Source organism: Pseudomonas tohonis, from assembly GCF_012767755.2.
In the GTDB taxonomy this organism is placed as follows: Bacteria; Pseudomonadota; Gammaproteobacteria; order Pseudomonadales; family Pseudomonadaceae; genus Metapseudomonas; species Metapseudomonas tohonis.
Window position 1 is genome coordinate 560,520 of the sequence record NZ_AP023189.1, and the last position, 16,523, is coordinate 577,042.

General features: G+C 69.1%; 15 protein-coding genes. 5 read left to right on the forward strand and 10 right to left on the reverse strand.

Annotated elements, in window-relative coordinates:
* Positions 1–8: 8 nt before the first annotated feature.
* The 6 genes from HSX14_RS02640 to HSX14_RS02665 all read right to left on the reverse strand — a co-directional run bounded on the left by HSX14_RS02640 (position 9) and on the right by HSX14_RS02665 (position 5,978).
* Positions 9–1,988 (reverse strand): dynamin family protein, encoded by a 1,980-nt coding sequence (locus HSX14_RS02640; protein ID WP_173175080.1) that lies wholly within the window; start codon positions 1,986–1,988, stop codon positions 9–11.
* A gap of 198 nt (positions 1,989–2,186) precedes the next feature.
* Complete coding sequence (locus tag HSX14_RS02645; protein WP_173175078.1) at positions 2,187–2,483, reverse strand: DUF167 domain-containing protein; 297 nt, start codon at positions 2,481–2,483, stop codon at positions 2,187–2,189.
* Positions 2,483–3,076, reverse strand: coding sequence for a YggT family protein (locus tag HSX14_RS02650; RefSeq protein WP_173175076.1), 594 nt, complete (start codon positions 3,074–3,076; stop codon positions 2,483–2,485). The genes HSX14_RS02645 and HSX14_RS02650 overlap by 1 nt, the downstream gene beginning before the upstream one ends.
* A 150-nt stretch (positions 3,077–3,226) precedes the next feature.
* On the reverse strand, positions 3,227–4,444 hold the full coding sequence (locus HSX14_RS02655) for a hypothetical protein (RefSeq protein ID WP_197970208.1): 1,218 nt from the start codon (positions 4,442–4,444) through the stop codon (positions 3,227–3,229).
* A 5-nt stretch (positions 4,445–4,449) separates the two neighbouring features.
* Complete coding sequence (gene proC, locus HSX14_RS02660; protein ID WP_173175073.1) at positions 4,450–5,268, reverse strand: pyrroline-5-carboxylate reductase; 819 nt, start codon at positions 5,266–5,268, stop codon at positions 4,450–4,452.
* Between the two features lie 14 nt (positions 5,269–5,282).
* On the reverse strand, positions 5,283–5,978 hold the full coding sequence (locus HSX14_RS02665) for a YggS family pyridoxal phosphate-dependent enzyme (RefSeq protein WP_173175072.1): 696 nt from the start codon (positions 5,976–5,978) through the stop codon (positions 5,283–5,285).
* Between the two features lie 68 nt (positions 5,979–6,046).
* On the opposite strand from HSX14_RS02665, the gene pilT reads away from it, so the two are divergent.
* Positions 6,047–7,081 (forward strand): type IV pilus twitching motility protein PilT, encoded by a 1,035-nt coding sequence (gene pilT, locus HSX14_RS02670; protein ID WP_111262598.1) that lies wholly within the window; start codon positions 6,047–6,049, stop codon positions 7,079–7,081.
* A gap of 129 nt (positions 7,082–7,210) precedes the next feature.
* Positions 7,211–8,356, forward strand: a complete 1,146-nt coding sequence (locus tag HSX14_RS02675; protein WP_111262597.1) for a PilT/PilU family type 4a pilus ATPase — start codon at positions 7,211–7,213, stop codon at positions 8,354–8,356.
* Here HSX14_RS02675 and HSX14_RS02680 read toward each other — a convergent pair.
* On the reverse strand, positions 8,289–9,782 hold the full coding sequence (locus tag HSX14_RS02680) for a UdgX family uracil-DNA binding protein (protein ID WP_173175265.1): 1,494 nt from the start codon (positions 9,780–9,782) through the stop codon (positions 8,289–8,291). The two genes, HSX14_RS02675 and HSX14_RS02680, sit on opposite strands and share 68 nt — an antisense overlap.
* Positions 9,782–10,996 (reverse strand): putative DNA modification/repair radical SAM protein, encoded by a 1,215-nt coding sequence (locus tag HSX14_RS02685; protein ID WP_173175070.1) that lies wholly within the window; start codon positions 10,994–10,996, stop codon positions 9,782–9,784. Before HSX14_RS02685 ends, HSX14_RS02680 begins: the two co-directional genes overlap by 1 nt.
* Positions 10,997–11,097: 101 nt before the next feature.
* On the opposite strand from HSX14_RS02685, the gene HSX14_RS02690 reads away from it, so the two are divergent.
* The 3 genes from HSX14_RS02690 to HSX14_RS02700 all read left to right on the forward strand — a co-directional run bounded on the left by HSX14_RS02690 (position 11,098) and on the right by HSX14_RS02700 (position 14,166).
* Positions 11,098–11,493 (forward strand): NINE protein, encoded by a 396-nt coding sequence (locus HSX14_RS02690; protein WP_173175068.1) that lies wholly within the window; start codon positions 11,098–11,100, stop codon positions 11,491–11,493.
* A 112-nt stretch (positions 11,494–11,605) separates the two neighbouring features.
* The gene (locus HSX14_RS02695) at positions 11,606–12,985 is read left to right on the forward strand and encodes a pyridoxal-phosphate dependent enzyme (protein WP_173175066.1); all 1,380 of its coding nucleotides are present in this window, start codon (positions 11,606–11,608) and stop codon (positions 12,983–12,985) included.
* Complete coding sequence (locus HSX14_RS02700) at positions 12,982–14,166, forward strand: trans-sulfuration enzyme family protein (RefSeq protein WP_173175064.1); 1,185 nt, start codon at positions 12,982–12,984, stop codon at positions 14,164–14,166. Before HSX14_RS02695 ends, HSX14_RS02700 begins: the two co-directional genes overlap by 4 nt.
* A gap of 53 nt (positions 14,167–14,219) precedes the next feature.
* Here the strand turns inward: HSX14_RS02700 and HSX14_RS02705 are convergent, their stop codons facing one another.
* Positions 14,220–15,491: a dihydroorotase gene (locus HSX14_RS02705; RefSeq protein WP_173175062.1), complete on the reverse strand. Its 1,272-nt coding sequence runs from the start codon at positions 15,489–15,491 to the stop codon at positions 14,220–14,222.
* Entirely contained in the window at positions 15,491–16,498 is a 1,008-nt protein-coding gene (locus HSX14_RS02710) for an aspartate carbamoyltransferase catalytic subunit (protein ID WP_173175060.1), read from the reverse strand. Before HSX14_RS02710 ends, HSX14_RS02705 begins: the two co-directional genes overlap by 1 nt.
* Positions 16,499–16,523: the final 25 nt, after the last annotated feature.

Consider the following 16,523-nt stretch of genomic DNA (forward strand, 5'->3'; position numbering starts at 1 on the left):
CGAAAGGCTCAGGCCTCGTGTTGCTGGCGCACCAGGCCGGGCAGGCTGACCACCTTGCCCTGGCGCTGGATGGGCGCCGGGCGACGCAGCGCGCGGAGCATGTCGTTGGCCTGGGCCAGCTGCTTCTCCAGCTCGTCGGTGTAGCGCGACAGCTGCAGCACGCGCTGGCGCGCCTGCTGGGTGTCCTGGGCCAGGGCCTTGAGGCGCAGCATGTGGGTTTCCAGCAGCTGCTTGTGCTCCAGGGTGTTCTGCATCAGCGGCATCAGCGCCTCGTTGGCCCACTGCGCGGCGTCCTGGCGCAGGCGCTGGTGCATGCCGATCACTTCCTGCACCAGGGTGGCGAAGAAGCGGCGGGTCAGCAGGCGCTGCTCGGTGAGCAGGGTCTTGAGGTGCAGGCGGAACTGGTCGGCCTTGCCGCGCAGCTGGCGCAGCTCGCGCTGGTAGCGGAAGACATCGAACTGCGGAGCGTCGACGCCTTGCAGCGGGTTCTCCTCGTTGTGCCGGCGGTAGATGGCCAGGACCATCTTGTTGGCCATGTCGGCCTCGTGTTCGAGGCTGTGCAGGTCGGCCTCCACCGAACGGAAGAAATGCAGGATGGCCTGGTTGATGCCGACCGTCGTCCAGCTGCTGGTGAGGTTGCGCCGCACCTTGGCCAGGTGCTCCTCCAGGCGTTCGGGGCGCGCGGCGGCGCGCAGCGTGTCGCCCTGGCGCTTGAGCAGGCGCTGGTTGGTCTTCAGGCCGAGCAGCCGGCGGTGGTGGCGGGCATGGTCTTCCTTGGTGCGGGCGGTCAGCTCGAAGAGCATCTGGCCATTGTCCTGCTGGTGGTTGCTGAGCAGCTCCTGCTGCTCGCGCACCTTCTCCAGGCGCAGGCTCAGGACGTGCTGGCTGTTCTGCAGCAGGGCCAGCACCTGGTTGACCACGCGGGTTTCGAGCAGGCGTTCCTTCTGCGCGACGATGCGCTCGCAGAGCAGGGTCTCGAGGTTGGCCATCTGGCTGCGCTCGAGCAGTTCATGGTCCTTGCGCACCTTGGCCAGCAGCGCCTGCTTGGCCGACAGCGGCAACACGTCCTCGCGGCGGATGCCGAGCTGGCGGGCGGTGGACTCCTGGATCTGGCGGATCGCGTTCTGCACGAAGGTCTCGCCGGCCAGGTCGTCCCAGAGCACGTCGATCTTGTTCAGCACGGCGAACAGGCTGGTCTGGGTGTCCTCGTCGAGCTGGCGGATGTGCTGCTGCCAGATGTCCATGTCGCTGGCGGTGACGCCGGTGTCGGCGGCCAGCAGGAAGATGATCGCCTGGGCGCTGGGCAGCATCGACAGGGTCAGCTCCGGCTCGCTGCCCAGGGCGTTGAGGCCCGGGGTGTCGAGGATGCGCAGGCCCTGGCGCAGCAGCGGGTGGTCGAAGTTGACCATCGCGTGGCGCCACGCCGGCACCAGCACCATGCCGGGGCGGCCGGCGGATTCGAGGGCGTCGGGGTGGAAGCCCAGCTGGATCGCCTGCTCCACCGGCATCGGCTTGGTCTTGGCCACCTGGGTGAAGGCCTGGACCATGTTGTCCGGGTCGCTGGTGTCCAGCGGGATGTTCACCCAGTGCCGGGGGATGCGCTTGAACTGCGCGACGCTGGCCGAGGCGGTGCGCGTCTCGATCGGCAGCAGGCGGATATAGGAGCGTTCCGAGCGCGGGTCGAAGAACAGCTCGGTGGGGCACATGGTGGTGCGCCCGGCGTGGGACGGCAGCATGCGCTGGCCGAACTCGGAGAAGAACAGGCTGTTGATCAGCTCGGTCTTGCCGCGGGAGAACTCGCCGACGAAGGCCAGGGTGATGTGGTCGGTGCGCAGCAGGCGCAGGGCGCGCTCGAGCTTGTCCTGCACCGCGGCGGAGTTGAGGCGGTTGTGCTCCAGCCAGCTGCGGTAGCGAGTGATCTCGCGGACCAGCTCGCGTTTCCAGGCCACGTAGGCATCGACCTGTTGACTGAGACGTTCCATGCTCATCCTGGCTCTCCTTCCGGTAGCGCGTCCTGCGTACAGAAATGTGGGAACTCGATATCGATGCGACGGCGACCTGGCGGCTGCCGTTTGCCCTGGCCGGGCGGCCCGCCCCTGAATGGCGCGAGCGGAGGAATGTCTCGCATTATCCGGGGCTCGGCAGCGCCGTCAATCGGCTCGCCCCGCCTCCCGCCTTAAGGTCTGTCAGAGGGGGCGAGCGGTCAGTCCGGGCAGGTCCGGGAGCTTCTGCGGGTGGCGGATGCGCACGCGCTTCTGCCGGTTCAGCTCGCCGCTCTCCAGGCTCACCAGGCTCTTGGCGACGCCGAAGGCCTGGCCGAGGAAGGCCATCAGGTGGGCGTTGGCCTTGCCTTCGACCGGCGGCGCGGTGAGGCGGATCTTCAGGCGTTCGCCATGCAGCCCGGCGAATTCGTCGCGGCTCGCCTTGGGCTGCAGGTGGACGTCGAGGACCAGGTCCTCGCCGTCCCAGCGAAAGAAGCTCATCACATGAAGGGGCTGAGGATCTTCGGCATCCCGGTCATCACCGCCAGGTTGCCGATCACCAGCATGTCGATCAGGCGCAGGGCGATGAAGGCGAAGATCGGCGAGATGTCCAGGCCGCCCAGGTTGGGCAGCAGCTTGCGGAAGGGCGCCAGCAGCGGTTCGCAGATCTGGTTCACCAGCTGGGCGCCGGGGTTGTAGCTGTTGGGGGCGACCCAGGAGAGGATCACGCTGATGATCATGGCGAAGAAGAACACCTTGATGAACAGCGAGGTCACCGCGATCAGCGACCAGACCAGCAGTTGCAGGACGTAGCCGGCGACGCCGTAGCCCATCAGGACCAGGGTGACGATCATCAGCAGCAGCTGGATCAGGATGGCCAGCACCAGGGAGGCCAGGTCCAGCCCGCCGAAGCCGGGGATGACCTTGCGCAGGGGGTTCAGCAGCGGCTTGGTGGCGCGCACGATGAACTGGCTGAGGGGGTTGTAGAAGTCGGCGCGCACCAGTTGCAGGATGAAGCGCAGCAGGACGATCAGCAGGTACAGGCTGCCGAGGGTCTGGATGACGTAGATGGCGGCGGTGGAAAGTCCGGTCATTAGGCGTTCCTTGTGGGCGTTGGGACCCGATGGACGAGCACGGGGCGCATGGCGCGATCGGCGTGCCACGGGGTTGCGTGGGAATAATGTAGGGAATTCGTCGCCGGCAGTCGCGAAAATCTGTTGCGGGCTGTATGCATGGCGGTTTTCTCAGCGCCCCGCCATCAGGTCGGGCCCCTGGCAACCCGGGTCCGCCGCGTCGCTCACCGACAGCAGGGTGAAGCCGCCGGGCTCCTGGCGGATCGTCAGGTAGCGGTGGTCGCCGTCCTCCAGGGGCTGCTCGCTGCTCAGCTCCACTTCCACCTGGAAGCGCTCCGGCGCGGCCTTGCAGCCACGCACGGCGCCGTAGTTGAGGGTCACGTCGCGCCGCGCTTCCAGGGCCAGCAGGCGCTCGCGGGCGGCGAGGGCGTCGCTGGCGGTGTCCGGGTCGCTCCATTCCCGGGCGGTTTCCGCACCCACCTGCAGCCACTCGTCGACGAAGTCGCGGCCGCTCCTGGCGGCGGGCTGCACCCGGTGCAGCGCCTCGCCGTCCAGGCGATAGCGGAGGATGCCGGGGCGGGTGAGCAGGTCCACATCCAGCATGCCCACTTCGGTACGCAGCTCGAAGCCATCCGGGGTGGGTTTGAGGCGGGTCTCCACCTCGTCGCGCACATAGCCGTGCTCGAGGTGGTCGAGGACGCGCTGGGGCTCGCCGCCCTGGCGCGGCTGGACGACATCGATGGCCAGGCGGCTCCAGCGCGAGGTGCACCAGGGCGTGCCGTGGGCGATCACCAGCTGCCCGCCGGAAAGGCGCAGGAAGCGGAAGAAGTCGCCGTTGGCCCCGGAAATCTCGGTATAGCCCTTGCTGCGCCAATCCAGGCTGCGCACCCAGCGGCCGTCCTCGCGGCTGTAGCCGAGCAGCAGGTTGTCGTCGCCGCAGGGGATGCCGAAGCCGGCGTTGACCAGCAGCATGGGATCGGGCGCGTCCTCGCGGCGCACCACGAAAACGGTGCCTTCGTCGTCCGTCCCGGTTTCGCCGTCGCCGGGTGCCAGGTGCGAGGCGAGTTGCGCCTGCAGGGCCGCGGGGTCGACGGCTTCGTCGCTGCAGGCCAGTTGCGCGTCGATCGCGCTGGCGAGCGCTTCCTTGTAGGCATCCAGTGCCGCCACCAGGGGCGCGGCGAGGGCGTCGTCGAGTTCGCCGGTGCGCTCGTCGAGGCGGCGCTGCAGTTCCTGCTGGGCGGCGGCCACCGTCTGTTCCGATGCCACGGGGGCGGGGCAGTCGGCAGCCTGTGCGGCGTTGCCGGACAAGACGGCCAGGGTCAGCAAGGCTGCGCCCGCAGTGGCGCGCTCCAGCGGGGAGCGCAGGTGTCGCAGCGACGGCGGGCGCATGGCGGTCACTGGCCCAGTTGTTCCGCCAGCTCGGCGGAGCGCTGGTCGGCGGCCTGCAGCGCCTGCTCCACCAGGGACTCGAAGGCGTTGCCCTGGAAGGACTTGATGGCCGCCTCGGTGGTGCCGTTGGGCGAGGTCACGCGGCGGCGCAGTTCGGCCGGGCCGACATCGCTGGCCACCGCCATGCGCGCGGCGCCGAGGGCGGTCTGCAGGGTCAGGCGGGCGGCGACGTCCGGGCTCAGGCCGAGCTTCTCGCCGGCGGCGGTCATGGCCTCCATGAGCAGGAAGAAATAGGCCGGGCCGCTGCCGGAAACCGCGGTGACGGCGTCGATCTGCTTCTCTTCGTCCAGCCACAGGGCGATGCCCACGGCGTTGAGCAACTGCTCGGCCTGCTGGCGCTGTTCGGCGCTGACCGCGGCGGTGGCGTACAGGCCGCTGGCGCCCTCACCCAGCAGCGCCGGGGTGTTGGGCATGCAGCGCACGATGGCGTCGACGCCCAGCCAGCGCGCGAGGCTGGCGCAGGGGATGCCGGCGGCGATGGAGACGATCAGCTGCCCGGCGGACAGGCTCGGCGCGAGGGCTTCGCACACGGCCTTCATCACCTGGGGCTTGGTGGCCAGGACCACCACGTCGGCGTCACGCACCGCCTCGGCGTTGCTTTCCACCACCTCGATGCCGTGCTCGGCGGCCACCTTGGCGCGCTGCTCGGCGCCGGGATCGCTGGCGCGGATATGGCTGGCCGGGACGCCCTGGGCGCGCAGGCCGCCTATCAGGCTGGCGGCCATGTTGCCGGCGCCGATGAACGCGATGCGGGTAGTGCTCATGAATGCTTCCTTCCTTATTGCTGTGCGGGCTGGCCGTAGTCGCGGGCGCCGAACAGGGCCGTACCGATGCGGACCCAGGTGGCACCTTCGGCTATGGCCGCTTCGAGATCGTGGCTCATGCCCATGGACAGGGTGTCCAGTGGCAGGTCCAGTGAGTGTGCAAGCTGCCGGAGGCGGGCGAAGGCGGCGTGCTGCTCGGCCCGGTCCTCCGTGGGTTCGGGGATGGCCATCAGCCCGCGCAGGCGCAGGTTCGGCAGGGTCGAGACCGCCGCCGCCAGGGCCGGCAGCTCCTCGGGGGCGCAGCCGGACTTGCTCGCCTCGCCGCTGACGTTCACCTGCAGGCAGACGTTCAGCGGCGCGAGGCCGGCCGTGCGTTGCGCAGAGAGGCGTTCGGCGATCTTCAGGCGGTCCACCGAGTGCACCCAGTGGAAGTGCTCGGCGATGGGCTTGGTCTTGTTCGACTGGATGGGGCCGATGAAATGCCAGGTCAATGGCAGGTCGGTGAGTTCCTGCTGCTTGGCCAGGGCCTCCTGCAGGTAGTTCTCGCCGAAATCGACGACGCCACAGGCGTGCGCTTCGCGGATCGCGGTCGCCGGTTTGGTCTTGCTCACGGCCAGCAGGCCGATGGCGGAAAAATCACGCTCCGAGGCTTGCGCCGCCTCACGGATACGCGTGCGAACCTTTGCAATATTCTCTGCTATCGTGGACATTACCTGCGCTCTACAGCCCGGCCTGAGTGGGTCTGCGGCATTCTAACCGCTTGGAATTGGGGAGTCCCATGGATATTACTGAGCTGCTCGCCTTCAGCGCGAAGCAGGGCGCATCCGACCTGCATCTCTCTGCCGGCCTGCCGCCGATGATCCGCGTCGATGGTGACGTGCGCCGCATCAACCTGCCGGCCATGGACCACAAGCAGGTGCACGCGCTGATCTACGACATCATGAATGACAAGCAGCGCAAGGACTACGAGGAGTTCCTCGAGACCGACTTCTCCTTCGAAGTCCCTGGCGTGGCGCGTTTCCGGGTCAACGCCTTCAACCAGAACCGTGGCGCCGGCGCCGTGTTCCGTACCATTCCCTCGAAGGTGCTGAGCATGGAGGACCTGGGCATGGGCGAGATCTTCAAGAAGATCTCCGACGTGCCGCGCGGCCTGGTGCTGGTGACCGGGCCGACCGGTTCGGGCAAGTCCACCACCCTGGCGGCGATGCTCGACTACCTCAACGGCACCAAGTACCACCACATCCTCACGGTCGAGGACCCCATCGAATTCGTCCACGAATCGAAGAAGTGCCTGATCAACCAGCGCGAGGTGCACCGCGACACCCTCGGCTTCAACGAAGCCCTGCGCTCGGCCCTGCGGGAAGACCCGGACATCATCCTGGTGGGCGAGATGCGCGACCTGGAGACCATCCGCCTGGCGCTGACCGCCGCGGAAACCGGCCACCTGGTGTTCGGCACCCTGCACACCACCTCCGCCGCCAAGACCATCGACCGGGTGGTCGACGTGTTCCCGGCCGAGGAGAAGTCGATGGTCCGCTCGATGCTTTCCGAATCCCTCCAGTCGGTCATTTCCCAGACCCTGCTGAAGAAGATCGGCGGCGGTCGCGTGGCGGCCCACGAAATCATGATCGGCACCCCGGCCATCCGTAACCTGATCCGCGAGGACAAGGTGGCGCAGATGTATTCCGCCATCCAGACCGGCGGTGGCCTCGGCATGCAGACCCTGGACAGCTGCCTCAAGGGCCTGGTGGCCAAGGGCCTGGTGAGCCGCGAAAGCGCTCGCGAGAAGGCCAAGAGCCCGGAAAACTTCTAACCAGCGGCGGGTACCCCGGTCGGGGCGCCCGTTTCGCCGTAGCGCGGCCTCGCGCCGCGACGGCAACCCCGATCATCGGGGCTTTCGGCGTCGCCCCAGGCGACCGGCACGTTCACTGCGAGAAAGACCATGGAATTCGAGAAACTGTTGCGCCTGATGGTCGAGAAGGGCGGCTCCGACCTGTTCATCACCGCCGGCGTCCCCCCGTCGATGAAGGTCAACGGCAAGATCATGCCCGTGACCAAGAACGCCATGTCCCCGGAGCAGACCCGCGAGACCGTCCTCGCGGTGATGAACGAGCAGCAGCGCCGCGACTTCGCCGAGAACCACGAGTGCAACTTCGCCATCAGCGCCCGTGGCATCGGCCGTTTCCGCGTCAGCGCCTTCTACCAGCGCAACCTGGTGGGCATGGTGCTGCGCCGCATCGAGACCAACATCCCCACCCTGGATGACCTCAAGCTGCCGGAGATCCTCAAGAAGCTGGCGCTGACCAAGCGTGGCCTGGTGCTGTTCGTCGGCGCCACCGGCACCGGCAAGTCCACCTCGCTGGCGGCGATGATCGGCTACCGCAACAAGAACAGCAGCGGCCACATCATCTCCATCGAAGACCCGATCGAATACATCCACCAGCACCAGAACTGCATCGTCACCCAGCGCGAGGTGGGCATCGACACCGAGTCCTTCGAGGTGGCGCTGAAGAACACCCTGCGCCAGGCGCCGGACGTGATCCTCATCGGCGAGGTGCGGACCCGCGAGACCATGGACCACGCCGTGGCCTTCGCCGAAACCGGCCACCTGTGCCTGGCCACCCTGCACGCCAACAACGCCAACCAGGCGCTGGACCGGATCATCAACTTCTTCCCCGCCGACCGGCAGCAGCAGGTGTGGATGGACCTGTCCCTCAACCTCAAGGCCATCGTCGCCCAGCAACTGGTGCCGACCCCGGACGGCAAGGGCCGCCGCGCGGTGATCGAGGTGCTGATCAACACCCCGCTGGCCGCCGACCTGATCCGCAAGGGCGAGGTCCACGAGCTCAAGCCGCTGATGAAGCGTTCCACCGAGCAGGGCATGCAGACCTTCGACCAGGCGCTGTACACCCTCTACTCCCAGGGCGAGATCACCTACGAAGACGCACTGCTCTACGCCGACTCGGCGAACGACCTGCGCCTGATGATCAAGCTCGGTTCCGAGACCGATGGCGACCACCTCACGAGCATGAGCGGTGGCCTGTCGCTGGAAGTATCGGAGGAAGACCCGGGCCGTCGCTTCCGCTGACCGGCCCATCGCCCTGCCGCGCCTGTCGCAGGGCGTCCACCAACTCCTCGTACAGCTGCTGACCGCCCTCGCGGCTGCGCAGCACCGCCGCAGGGTGCGGCGCCACCACTATCCACCGGTCTCCATGGCGCAGCGGCCTGCCGACGAAGTCCGCCAGGCGTACGCGCTGCGGGTCGTGCAGGCCCAGCAGCGAGGCCAGGGCGGTGCGCCCCAGCGCCACCACCCACTGTGGTTGCCGTTCGTCCAGCTCCTGGGCCAGCCAGTGATGGCAGGCGCGGATCTCCGCCGGCTTGGGCGTGGCGTGCCAGCGGGTCGCCGACCGGCCCAGCGCACCGCCCCGCGGCTCCCACTTGAAGTGCTTCACCGCGTTGGTCAGGTAGAGGTCCTGCCGTGACAGCCCGGCTTCGGCCAGGGCGCGTTGCAGCACTTGCCCGGCAGGGCCGATGAAGGGGCGACCGGCCAGGTCCTCCTGGTCGCCGGGTTGTTCGCCCACCAGCATGATCCGCGCCTGCGCCGGCCCCTCGCCCGGCACCGCGCAGGTGGCGTTGCGCCAGATATCGCAACGCCGGCACTGGTCCAGGTTCGTGTCGGCCGCCCGCTCCGGCTGTGCGGCATCGCTGGCGATCAGCACCTCCTTGCCCTGCCGGGCGCCGACCTCGGGGGCCTGTGCCAGGCGCTGCCGGCCGCTGCGCGCATCGGCCACCAGTTGCGGAATCAGCGGGCCTTCGGCCAGGTGCTTCCAGAAGCGCGCCGGCATATGGCTGCGCATCACCTCGGGATTCAGCCGGGCGGGGTTGAAGGTGCTGCGGTAGTAGGCCGTCCACAGTGCCTCGCTCGGGTCGTCGTGGCCTTCGATGGCCTCGCGCAGCCCGGGCGGGCAGGGCGACTGGTAGACCAGCCGTTCGCCATCGAAATGCGCCAGCCCCTCGGGGGTGCCGATCAGCCAGCTGTGGCGGCCCATGCGCGGCACGAAGTGTTCGGCGCCCAGGTCCAGCACGTCGTGGGCCGGTTCGTGCCAGGCCAGGTAGTCCGGTGCGCCCTGAGCCTTGTCACCCGGGCGGAAGCGCAGGAAGGCGTGCATGTGGTGGGCTTCGCGGCGCACCGCCTTGATCCGCCGCTGCAGCTCGGAGCCGTCGCGGTCGCCGGCCAGCATGGCGCTGCGATCCCCCTGGGCCACGCGCCAGAGCACCTGGTAGAGCAATGCCCAACGGTCGCCCGCGCGAAAGCGCGCGGCATCGGCCAGCAACCCCGGCAGCTCGCGGGGAATGGACACCGTGGCGGTACCGGCGGGCGCGGGCATCGGCTCGATGCCGTCGAACAACCCGGGCGTCCAGTCGACGGCCTGGGGCTCCACGCCTTCGAGCAGCAACTGCCGGGCCTGCTCGCGCCAGCCGGCGAAGCTGCCGTCGAAGCGGATGGCGCGCATCACCAGAGCGCCACCTGCTGTGCGGGCGCATCGCCCAGGCGCTTGCGCAGCACGGCGGACTCCAGGGTGGCGTCGCGGGGGCGGTAGTCCTGGGTGACGATGAAGGGCCGGGCCTTTTCCATGGCGCAACGCAGGCGGGCCACGTCGGCGTAGCGGATACGCCGCTCGCGCCGCAGCTCCACCAGGCGGTTGGCGCTGAGCACGCCGATGCCGGGCACGCGGGCGATCATCGCGGGCTCCGCGCGGTTCAGGTCGAGCGGGAACTGCGCGCGGTTGGCCAGGGCCCAGGCCAGCTTGGGGTCGATGTCCAGCGGCAGGTTGCCGGGGGTGGCGATCAGCTCGTTCACCGCGAAGCCGTAGCCGCGCAGGAGGAAGTCGGCCTGGTACAGGCGGTGCTCGCGCAGCAGCGGCGGTGCCTCGAAGGGCACGGTCTTCGGGCTCTGCGGGATGGGGCTGAAGGCGGAATAGTAGACACGCTTGAGGCGATAGGCGCCGTACAGCGTCTGCGCCGTGTCGAGGATGGTGCGGTCGTCGGTGTCGTCGGCGCCGACGATCATCTGCGTGCTCTGTCCGGCGGGGGCGAAGGCCGGGGCGCGCTTCTCCGCGCTGGCCTCCTCGACGCCCAGGCGGATGCGCCCCATGGCGCGGCGGATCGGTGCGCCGCGCTTCTCCGGGGCGAGGCGGGTGAGGCCGTCCTCGGTGGGCAGCTCGATGTTGACGCTGAGGCGGTCGGCGTAGCGCCCGGCCTCGGCGATCAGCTCCGGCGCCGCGTCGGGGATGGTCTTGAGGTGGATGTAGCCGCGGAACTGGTGCTCTTCGCGCAGCAGGCGGGCGACGCGGATCAGCTGCTCCATGGTGTAGTCGGAGGAGCGGATGATCCCGGAGCTGAGGAACAGCCCGCTGATGCAGTTGCGCCGGTAGAAGTCCAGGGTCAGGGTCACCACCTCCTCGGGGGTGAAGCGCGCCCGGGGCACGTCGCTGGAGCGGCGGTTGACGCAGTACTGGCAGTCGTAGAGGCAGAAATTGGTCAGCAGGATCTTCAGCAGTGCCACGCAGCGACCGTCGGGCGTGAAGCTGTGGCAGATGCCCATGCCGTTGGTGGCGCCGACGCCGGCCTTGCCTGCCGAGCTGCGTTTGGGGGCGGCGCTGCTGGCGCAGGAAACGTCGTACTTGGCGGCGTCGGCCAGCACGGTTAGCTTGTCGATGAGTTCCATGGAGGGGGCTATGGATGGCTGTATGTGCATACAGTATTTTCCGCCCCTGCAACCTGCGCAAGTCCGTCAACGACGGATGGTCGCGACCTCGAGGAGTAGACATGCAACGCCCAGACACGCACAGCACGTTCATCGGTTACCTGCTGTGGATTTTCGGCTTCCTCGGCGCCCACCGCTTCTACTACGGCAAGCCGGTGAGCGGCACGATCTGGTTCTTCACCTTCGGCCTGTTCTTCATCGGCTGGATCATCGACCTGTTCCTGATCCCGTCCATGGACCGCGAGGCTTCGCTGCGCTTCAACGCCGGCTCGTACGACTACACCGTGGCCTGGATCCTGCTCACCTTCCTCGGCGTCTTCGGCGTGCACCGCATGTACCAGGGCAAGTGGATCACCGGCATCCTCTACCTGTTCACCGGCGGCTTCTTCCTGCTCGGCGTGCTCTACGACTTCTGGACCCTGAACACCCAGGTCTCGGTGCTCAACGCCCGTCGCTGAACCTGCGCCCCGCTTTGCGGGGCTTCCTTCCGGCGTCTATGTTCAGCAATCCCTGAACCTGCGTGCGACCGCCTCGTCCAAACCGATGTGGCCGTCCCATGAGGAGACGAGAATGGCTGGGCAGAGCGCGACGCGTCCCGCAGTGCTGGACCTGATCGGCAACACACCCCTGGTGCGGGTCAGCCGGTTCGATACCGGCCCCTGCACCCTGTTCCTCAAGCTGGAATCGCAGAATCCCGGCGGCTCGATCAAGGATCGCGTCGGCATCGCCATGATCAACGCTGCCGAGCGCGACGGGCGGCTGAAGCCGGGCGGCACCATAGTCGAGGCCACCGCCGGCAACACCGGCCTGGGGCTGGCCCTGGTGGGGCGTGCCAAGGGCTACCGGGTGGTGCTGGTGGTGCCGGACAAGATGTCCACCGAGAAGGTGCTGCACCTCAAGGCCATGGGGGCCGAGGTGCACATCACCCGCTCCGACGTCGGCAAGGGCCACCCCGAGTACTACCAGGACCAGGCCGCGCGCCTGGCGGCGGAGATACCCGGCGCCTTCTTCGCCGACCAGTTCAACAACCCCGCCAACCCCCTGGCCCACGAGAGCACCACCGGGCCGGAAATCTGGCAGCAGACAGGCCAGGACGTCGACGCCATCGTGGTCGGGGTCGGCTCGGCGGGCACCCTCACCGGGCTCAGCCGCTACTTCCGCCGGGTGCAGCCGGAGCTGGAGATGGTGCTGGCGGACCCGCAAGGCTCGATCGTCGCCGAGTACAGCCGCAGCGGCGAGCTGGGCACGCCCGGCTCCTGGGCGGTGGAAGGCATCGGCGAGGACTTCATCCCGGCCATCGCCGATCTCTCCAGCGTGCGCCGTGCCTACACCGTCAGCGACGAGGAGAGCTTCGCCCACGCCCGAGAGCTGCTGCGCAACGAGGGCATCCTCGGCGGCTCCTCCACCGGCACGCTGCTGGCCGCCGCGCTGCGCTACTGCCGCGAGCAGACCACGCCCAGGCGCGTGGTCAGCTTCGTCTGCGACACCGGCACCCGCTCCCTGTCGAAGGTCTACAACGACCAGTGGATGAGCGACCAGGGGCTGCTGGCGCGCAAGCGCTACGGCGACCTGCGCGACCTGATCTCGCGGCGCTTCGAGGAGGGGCGGGTGGTCAGCGTCAGCCCGGGCGACACCCTGCTCACCGCCTTCCAGCGCATGCGCCTGGCCGATGTCTCGCAGTTGCCGGTGCTGGAGGGCGCGCGCCTGGTGGGGGTGATCGACGAGTCGGACATCCTGCTCAGCGTGCACGCCGATGCCGAACGCTTTCGCGCACCGGTCGCCGATGCCATGACCGACGCGCCGCAGACCCTGGCGCCGGGCGCCAGCCTGGTGGAGCTGGAGGCTGTGCTGGATCGCGGCCTGGTGGCGATCGTCGCCGATGCCGCCGGCTTCCACGGCCTCATCACCCGTTTCGACCTGCTCAACCACCTGCGGAGGACACTGCCATGAGCCACGACCACGAGGGCGCCGGGCGCGCCTTCGCCACCCGGGTGATCCATGCCGGGCAGGCACCGGACCCCTCCACCGGGGCCATCATGCCGCCGATCTACGCCAACTCCACCTTCATCCAGGAGAGCCCCGGCGTGCACAAGGGCCTGGACTACGGGCGCTCGCACAACCCCACGCGCTGGGCCCTGGAGCGCTGCGTGGCGGACCTGGAGGGCGGCGCCCAGGCCTTCGCCTTCGCCTCGGGGCTGGCGGCCATCTCCACGGTGCTGGAGCTGCTGGATGCCGGCTCGCACGTCGTCTCCGGCAACGACCTCTACGGCGGCACCTTCCGCCTCTTCGACAAGGTGCGCCAGCGCAGCGCCGGGCACCGCTTCGCCTTCGCCGACCTCACCGACGTCGGTCGCCTGGAAGCGGCCCTGCGCGAGGACACGCGCATGGTGCTGATCGAGACACCGAGCAACCCGTTGCTGCGCCTGGCGGACCTGGAAGCCATCGCCGCGCTGTGCCGCGAGCGCGACATCATCAGCGTCGCCGACAACACCTTCGCCAGCCCCTGGGTGCAGCGCCCGCTGGAGCTGGGCTTCGACGTCGTGGTGCACTCCACCACCAAGTACCTCAACGGCCACTCGGACGTGATCGGCGGGGTGGCGGTGGTCAGTGGTGCTGCCCGCGCCGATGCGCTGCGCGAGCGGCTGGGCTTCCTGCAGAACGCGGTGGGTGCCATCGCCGGGCCCTTCGACGCCTTCCTCACCCTGCGCGGGGTCAAGACCCTGGCCCTGCGCATGGAGCGCCACTGCGCCAACGCCCTGGAGCTGGCGCGCTGGCTGGAGCGCCAGCCCCAGGTGGCGCGGGTGCATTACCCGGGCCTGGAGAGCCACCCGCAGCACGAACTGGCGCGGCGGCAGATGCGCGGCTTCGGTGGGATGATCTCCCTGGAGCTGGCCACCGACCTGGCCGGTGCACGGCGCTTCCTCGAGGCCGTCGAGCTGTTCGCCCTGGCCGAGAGCCTGGGGGGTGTGGAAAGCCTGATCGAGCATCCGGCGATCATGACCCACGCCACCATCCCCGCCGAGACCCGCGCCGAACTGGGCATCGGCGACAGCCTGGTGCGCCTCTCGGTGGGCGTGGAGGATGTCGAGGATCTGCGCGCCGACCTGGCCCGGGCGCTGGCGCGGGTCTAGCGGCCAGGAGCGAAGAAGCCCGCCGGATGGCGGGCTTCTTCATGCTCGGGCGGTCAGGCCTGGTAGGTCAGGTGCCCGTCCATCAGGGTGTAGCGCACCTTGCCCGGCAGGTCCTGGCCGATGAAGGGGCTGTTGCGGCCCCTGGACAGCCATTGCTCGCCGGCACGGGTGCGGGCGGCCGGGTCGAACAGCACCAGGTCGGCCGGGGCGCCCACGGCGAGGCGGCCCACCGGCAGGCGCAGGGCACGGGCCGGGCCGGCGGTGAGGCGGGCGAGCAGGGTGGGCAGGTCGAGCAGGCCGTCCTCCACCAGGCTCAGGGCCAGCGGCAGCAGCAGTTCGACGCTGCTGATGCCCGGCTCGGTGGCGGCGAAGGGCGCCAGCTTGGCGTCGGCTTCGTGGGGCTGGTGGTGGCTGGCGATGGCGCCGATCACGCCGCTCTTCACCGCTTCGCGCAGGCCGCCGCGGTCGGCGCGGGTGCGCAGCGGCGGTTGCACGTGGTAGAGGCTGGAGAAGTCGATCAGCGCCTCGTCGGTGAGCAGCAGCTGGTACAGCGCGACGTCGGCGGTCACCGGCAGGCCGCGGGCCTGGGCGTCGGCGATCATCTGCGCGCCACGGGCACTGGTGAGCTGGCTGAAGTGCGCACGCACGCCGCTCTGCTCCACCAGCAGCAGGTCCCGGGCCAGGGCCACGGTCTCCGCGCTCTCGGGGATGCCGGCCAGGCCGAGGAAGCCGGCGGTGGCGCCCTCGTGGGCCATGCCGCCGTCGGCGAGCGAGGCGTCCTGGGCGTGGAACACCAGGGTCAGGTTGAACGTGGCCGCGTATTCCATGGCGCGACGCAGGGTGCGGTTGCTGTCGAAGCTGGCCAGGCCGTTGGAGAAGGCGACGCAGCCGGTGTCGCGCAGGGCCACCAGTTCGGCCAGCTGTTCGCCGGCCAGACCCTTGCTCAGTGCGCCGATGGGGAAGACCTTGGTGTGGCCTGCCTCGCGGGCGCGGTCGAGGATCAGCTCGGCCACGGCGGGGGTGTCCAGCACCGGGCGGGTCAGTGGCGGGCAGCACAGGCTGGTGACGCCACCGGCCGCGGCGGCGCGGGTCTCGCTGTCGATGTTGCCCTTGCGGCTGTAGCCCGGCTCGCGCAGGGCGGCGTTCAGGTCCACCAGGCCGGGCGCGGCGACCAGGCCCTTGGCGTCGATGCTGCGCTCGGCCTCGTAGCCGGCGGGCGCCTGGCCGATGCCGGCGACCTTGCCGGCCTCCAGGTAGAGGTCGGTGACCTGGTCGGTACCGCTGGCGGGATCGATGAGGCGGGCGCCGATGATGTGGGTACGCATCAGTTCTGCACCTCGGCTTCCTGGTTGATCTGGCGTTGGGTGTTCTGGCCGCTCATGGCCATGGACAGCACGGCCATGCGGATGGCGATGCCGTAGGTGACCTGGTTGAGGATCACCGAGTGGGCGCCGTCGGCCACCGCCGATTCGATCTCCACGCCACGGTTGATCGGGCCGGGGTGCATGACGATGGCGTCCGGCTTGGCCAGCGCCAGGCGCTGGGTGCTGAGGCCGTAGAGGCGGTAGAACTCGCCTTCGCTGGGCAGCAGGCCGCCCTGCATGCGTTCACGTTGCAGGCGCAGCATGATCACCACGTCGACGTCCTTGAGGCCTTCGGCCAGGTCGGTGTAGACGCTGACGCCGTACTGCTCGATGCCGATGGGCAGCAGGGTCTTGGGCGCGACCACGCGGATGTCCGGGCAGCCCAGGGCCTTGAGCGCGAGCATGTTCGAGCGCGCCACGCGCGAATGCAGGATGTCGCCGACGATGGCCACCGAGAGGTTCTCGAACCCGCCCTTGTGGCGGCGGATGGTGAGCATGTCGAGCATGCCCTGGGTCGGGTGCGCGTGGCGGCCGTCGCCGCCGTTGATGATGGCCACGTCCGGGCACACGTGCTCGGCGATGAAGTGGGCGGCGCCGGAGTCGGCGTGGCGCACCACGAACATGTCGGCGGCCATCGCCTCCAGGTTGCGCAGGGTGTCGAACAGCGTCTCGCCCTTGCTGGTGGAGGAGGTGGAGACGTTGAGGGTGATCACGTCCGCCGACAGCCGCTGGGCCGCCAGTTCGAAGGTGGTGCGGGTGCGCGTGGAGTTCTCGAAGAATACGTTGCACACGGTCTTGCCGCGCAGTAGCGGGACCTTCTTCACGGCACGGGCGCCGACTTCGAGGAAGGAGTCGGCGGTGTCGAGGATTTCCGTCAGCAGCTCGCGGGGCAGGCCGTCGAGCGAGAGGAAGTGGCGCAGCTGGCCCTGGTCGTTGAGCTGCAGCGGGCGCTTGGCGTCTGTCGGCATGGGGCAGGCCCTGGGGGTCGGGAGT

Coding starts and splice junctions, on each gene's coding strand:
- HSX14_RS02690 (WP_173175068.1), top strand. CDS start 11,098: ATGCAACGCCCAGACACGCACAGCACGTTCATCGGTTACCTGCTGTGG.
- HSX14_RS02665 (WP_173175072.1), bottom strand. CDS start 5,978: ATGTCCACGATAGCAGAGAATATTGCAAAGGTTCGCACGCGTATCCGT.
- HSX14_RS02675 (WP_111262597.1), top strand. CDS start 7,211: ATGGAATTCGAGAAACTGTTGCGCCTGATGGTCGAGAAGGGCGGCTCC.
- HSX14_RS02685 (WP_173175070.1), bottom strand. CDS start 10,996: ATGGAACTCATCGACAAGCTAACCGTGCTGGCCGACGCCGCCAAGTAC.
- pilT (WP_111262598.1), top strand. CDS start 6,047: ATGGATATTACTGAGCTGCTCGCCTTCAGCGCGAAGCAGGGCGCATCC.
- HSX14_RS02700 (WP_173175064.1), top strand. CDS start 12,982: ATGAGCCACGACCACGAGGGCGCCGGGCGCGCCTTCGCCACCCGGGTG.
- HSX14_RS02705 (WP_173175062.1), bottom strand. CDS start 15,491: ATGCGTACCCACATCATCGGCGCCCGCCTCATCGATCCCGCCAGCGGT.
- HSX14_RS02695 (WP_173175066.1), top strand. CDS start 11,606: ATGGCTGGGCAGAGCGCGACGCGTCCCGCAGTGCTGGACCTGATCGGC.
- HSX14_RS02655 (WP_197970208.1), bottom strand. CDS start 4,444: ATGCGCCCGCCGTCGCTGCGACACCTGCGCTCCCCGCTGGAGCGCGCC.
- HSX14_RS02640 (WP_173175080.1), bottom strand. CDS start 1,988: ATGAGCATGGAACGTCTCAGTCAACAGGTCGATGCCTACGTGGCCTGG.
- proC (WP_173175073.1), bottom strand. CDS start 5,268: ATGAGCACTACCCGCATCGCGTTCATCGGCGCCGGCAACATGGCCGCC.
- HSX14_RS02710 (WP_173175060.1), bottom strand. CDS start 16,498: ATGCCGACAGACGCCAAGCGCCCGCTGCAGCTCAACGACCAGGGCCAG.
- HSX14_RS02680 (WP_173175265.1), bottom strand. CDS start 9,782: ATGCGCGCCATCCGCTTCGACGGCAGCTTCGCCGGCTGGCGCGAGCAG.
- HSX14_RS02650 (WP_173175076.1), bottom strand. CDS start 3,076: ATGACCGGACTTTCCACCGCCGCCATCTACGTCATCCAGACCCTCGGC.
- HSX14_RS02645 (WP_173175078.1), bottom strand. CDS start 2,483: ATGAGCTTCTTTCGCTGGGACGGCGAGGACCTGGTCCTCGACGTCCAC.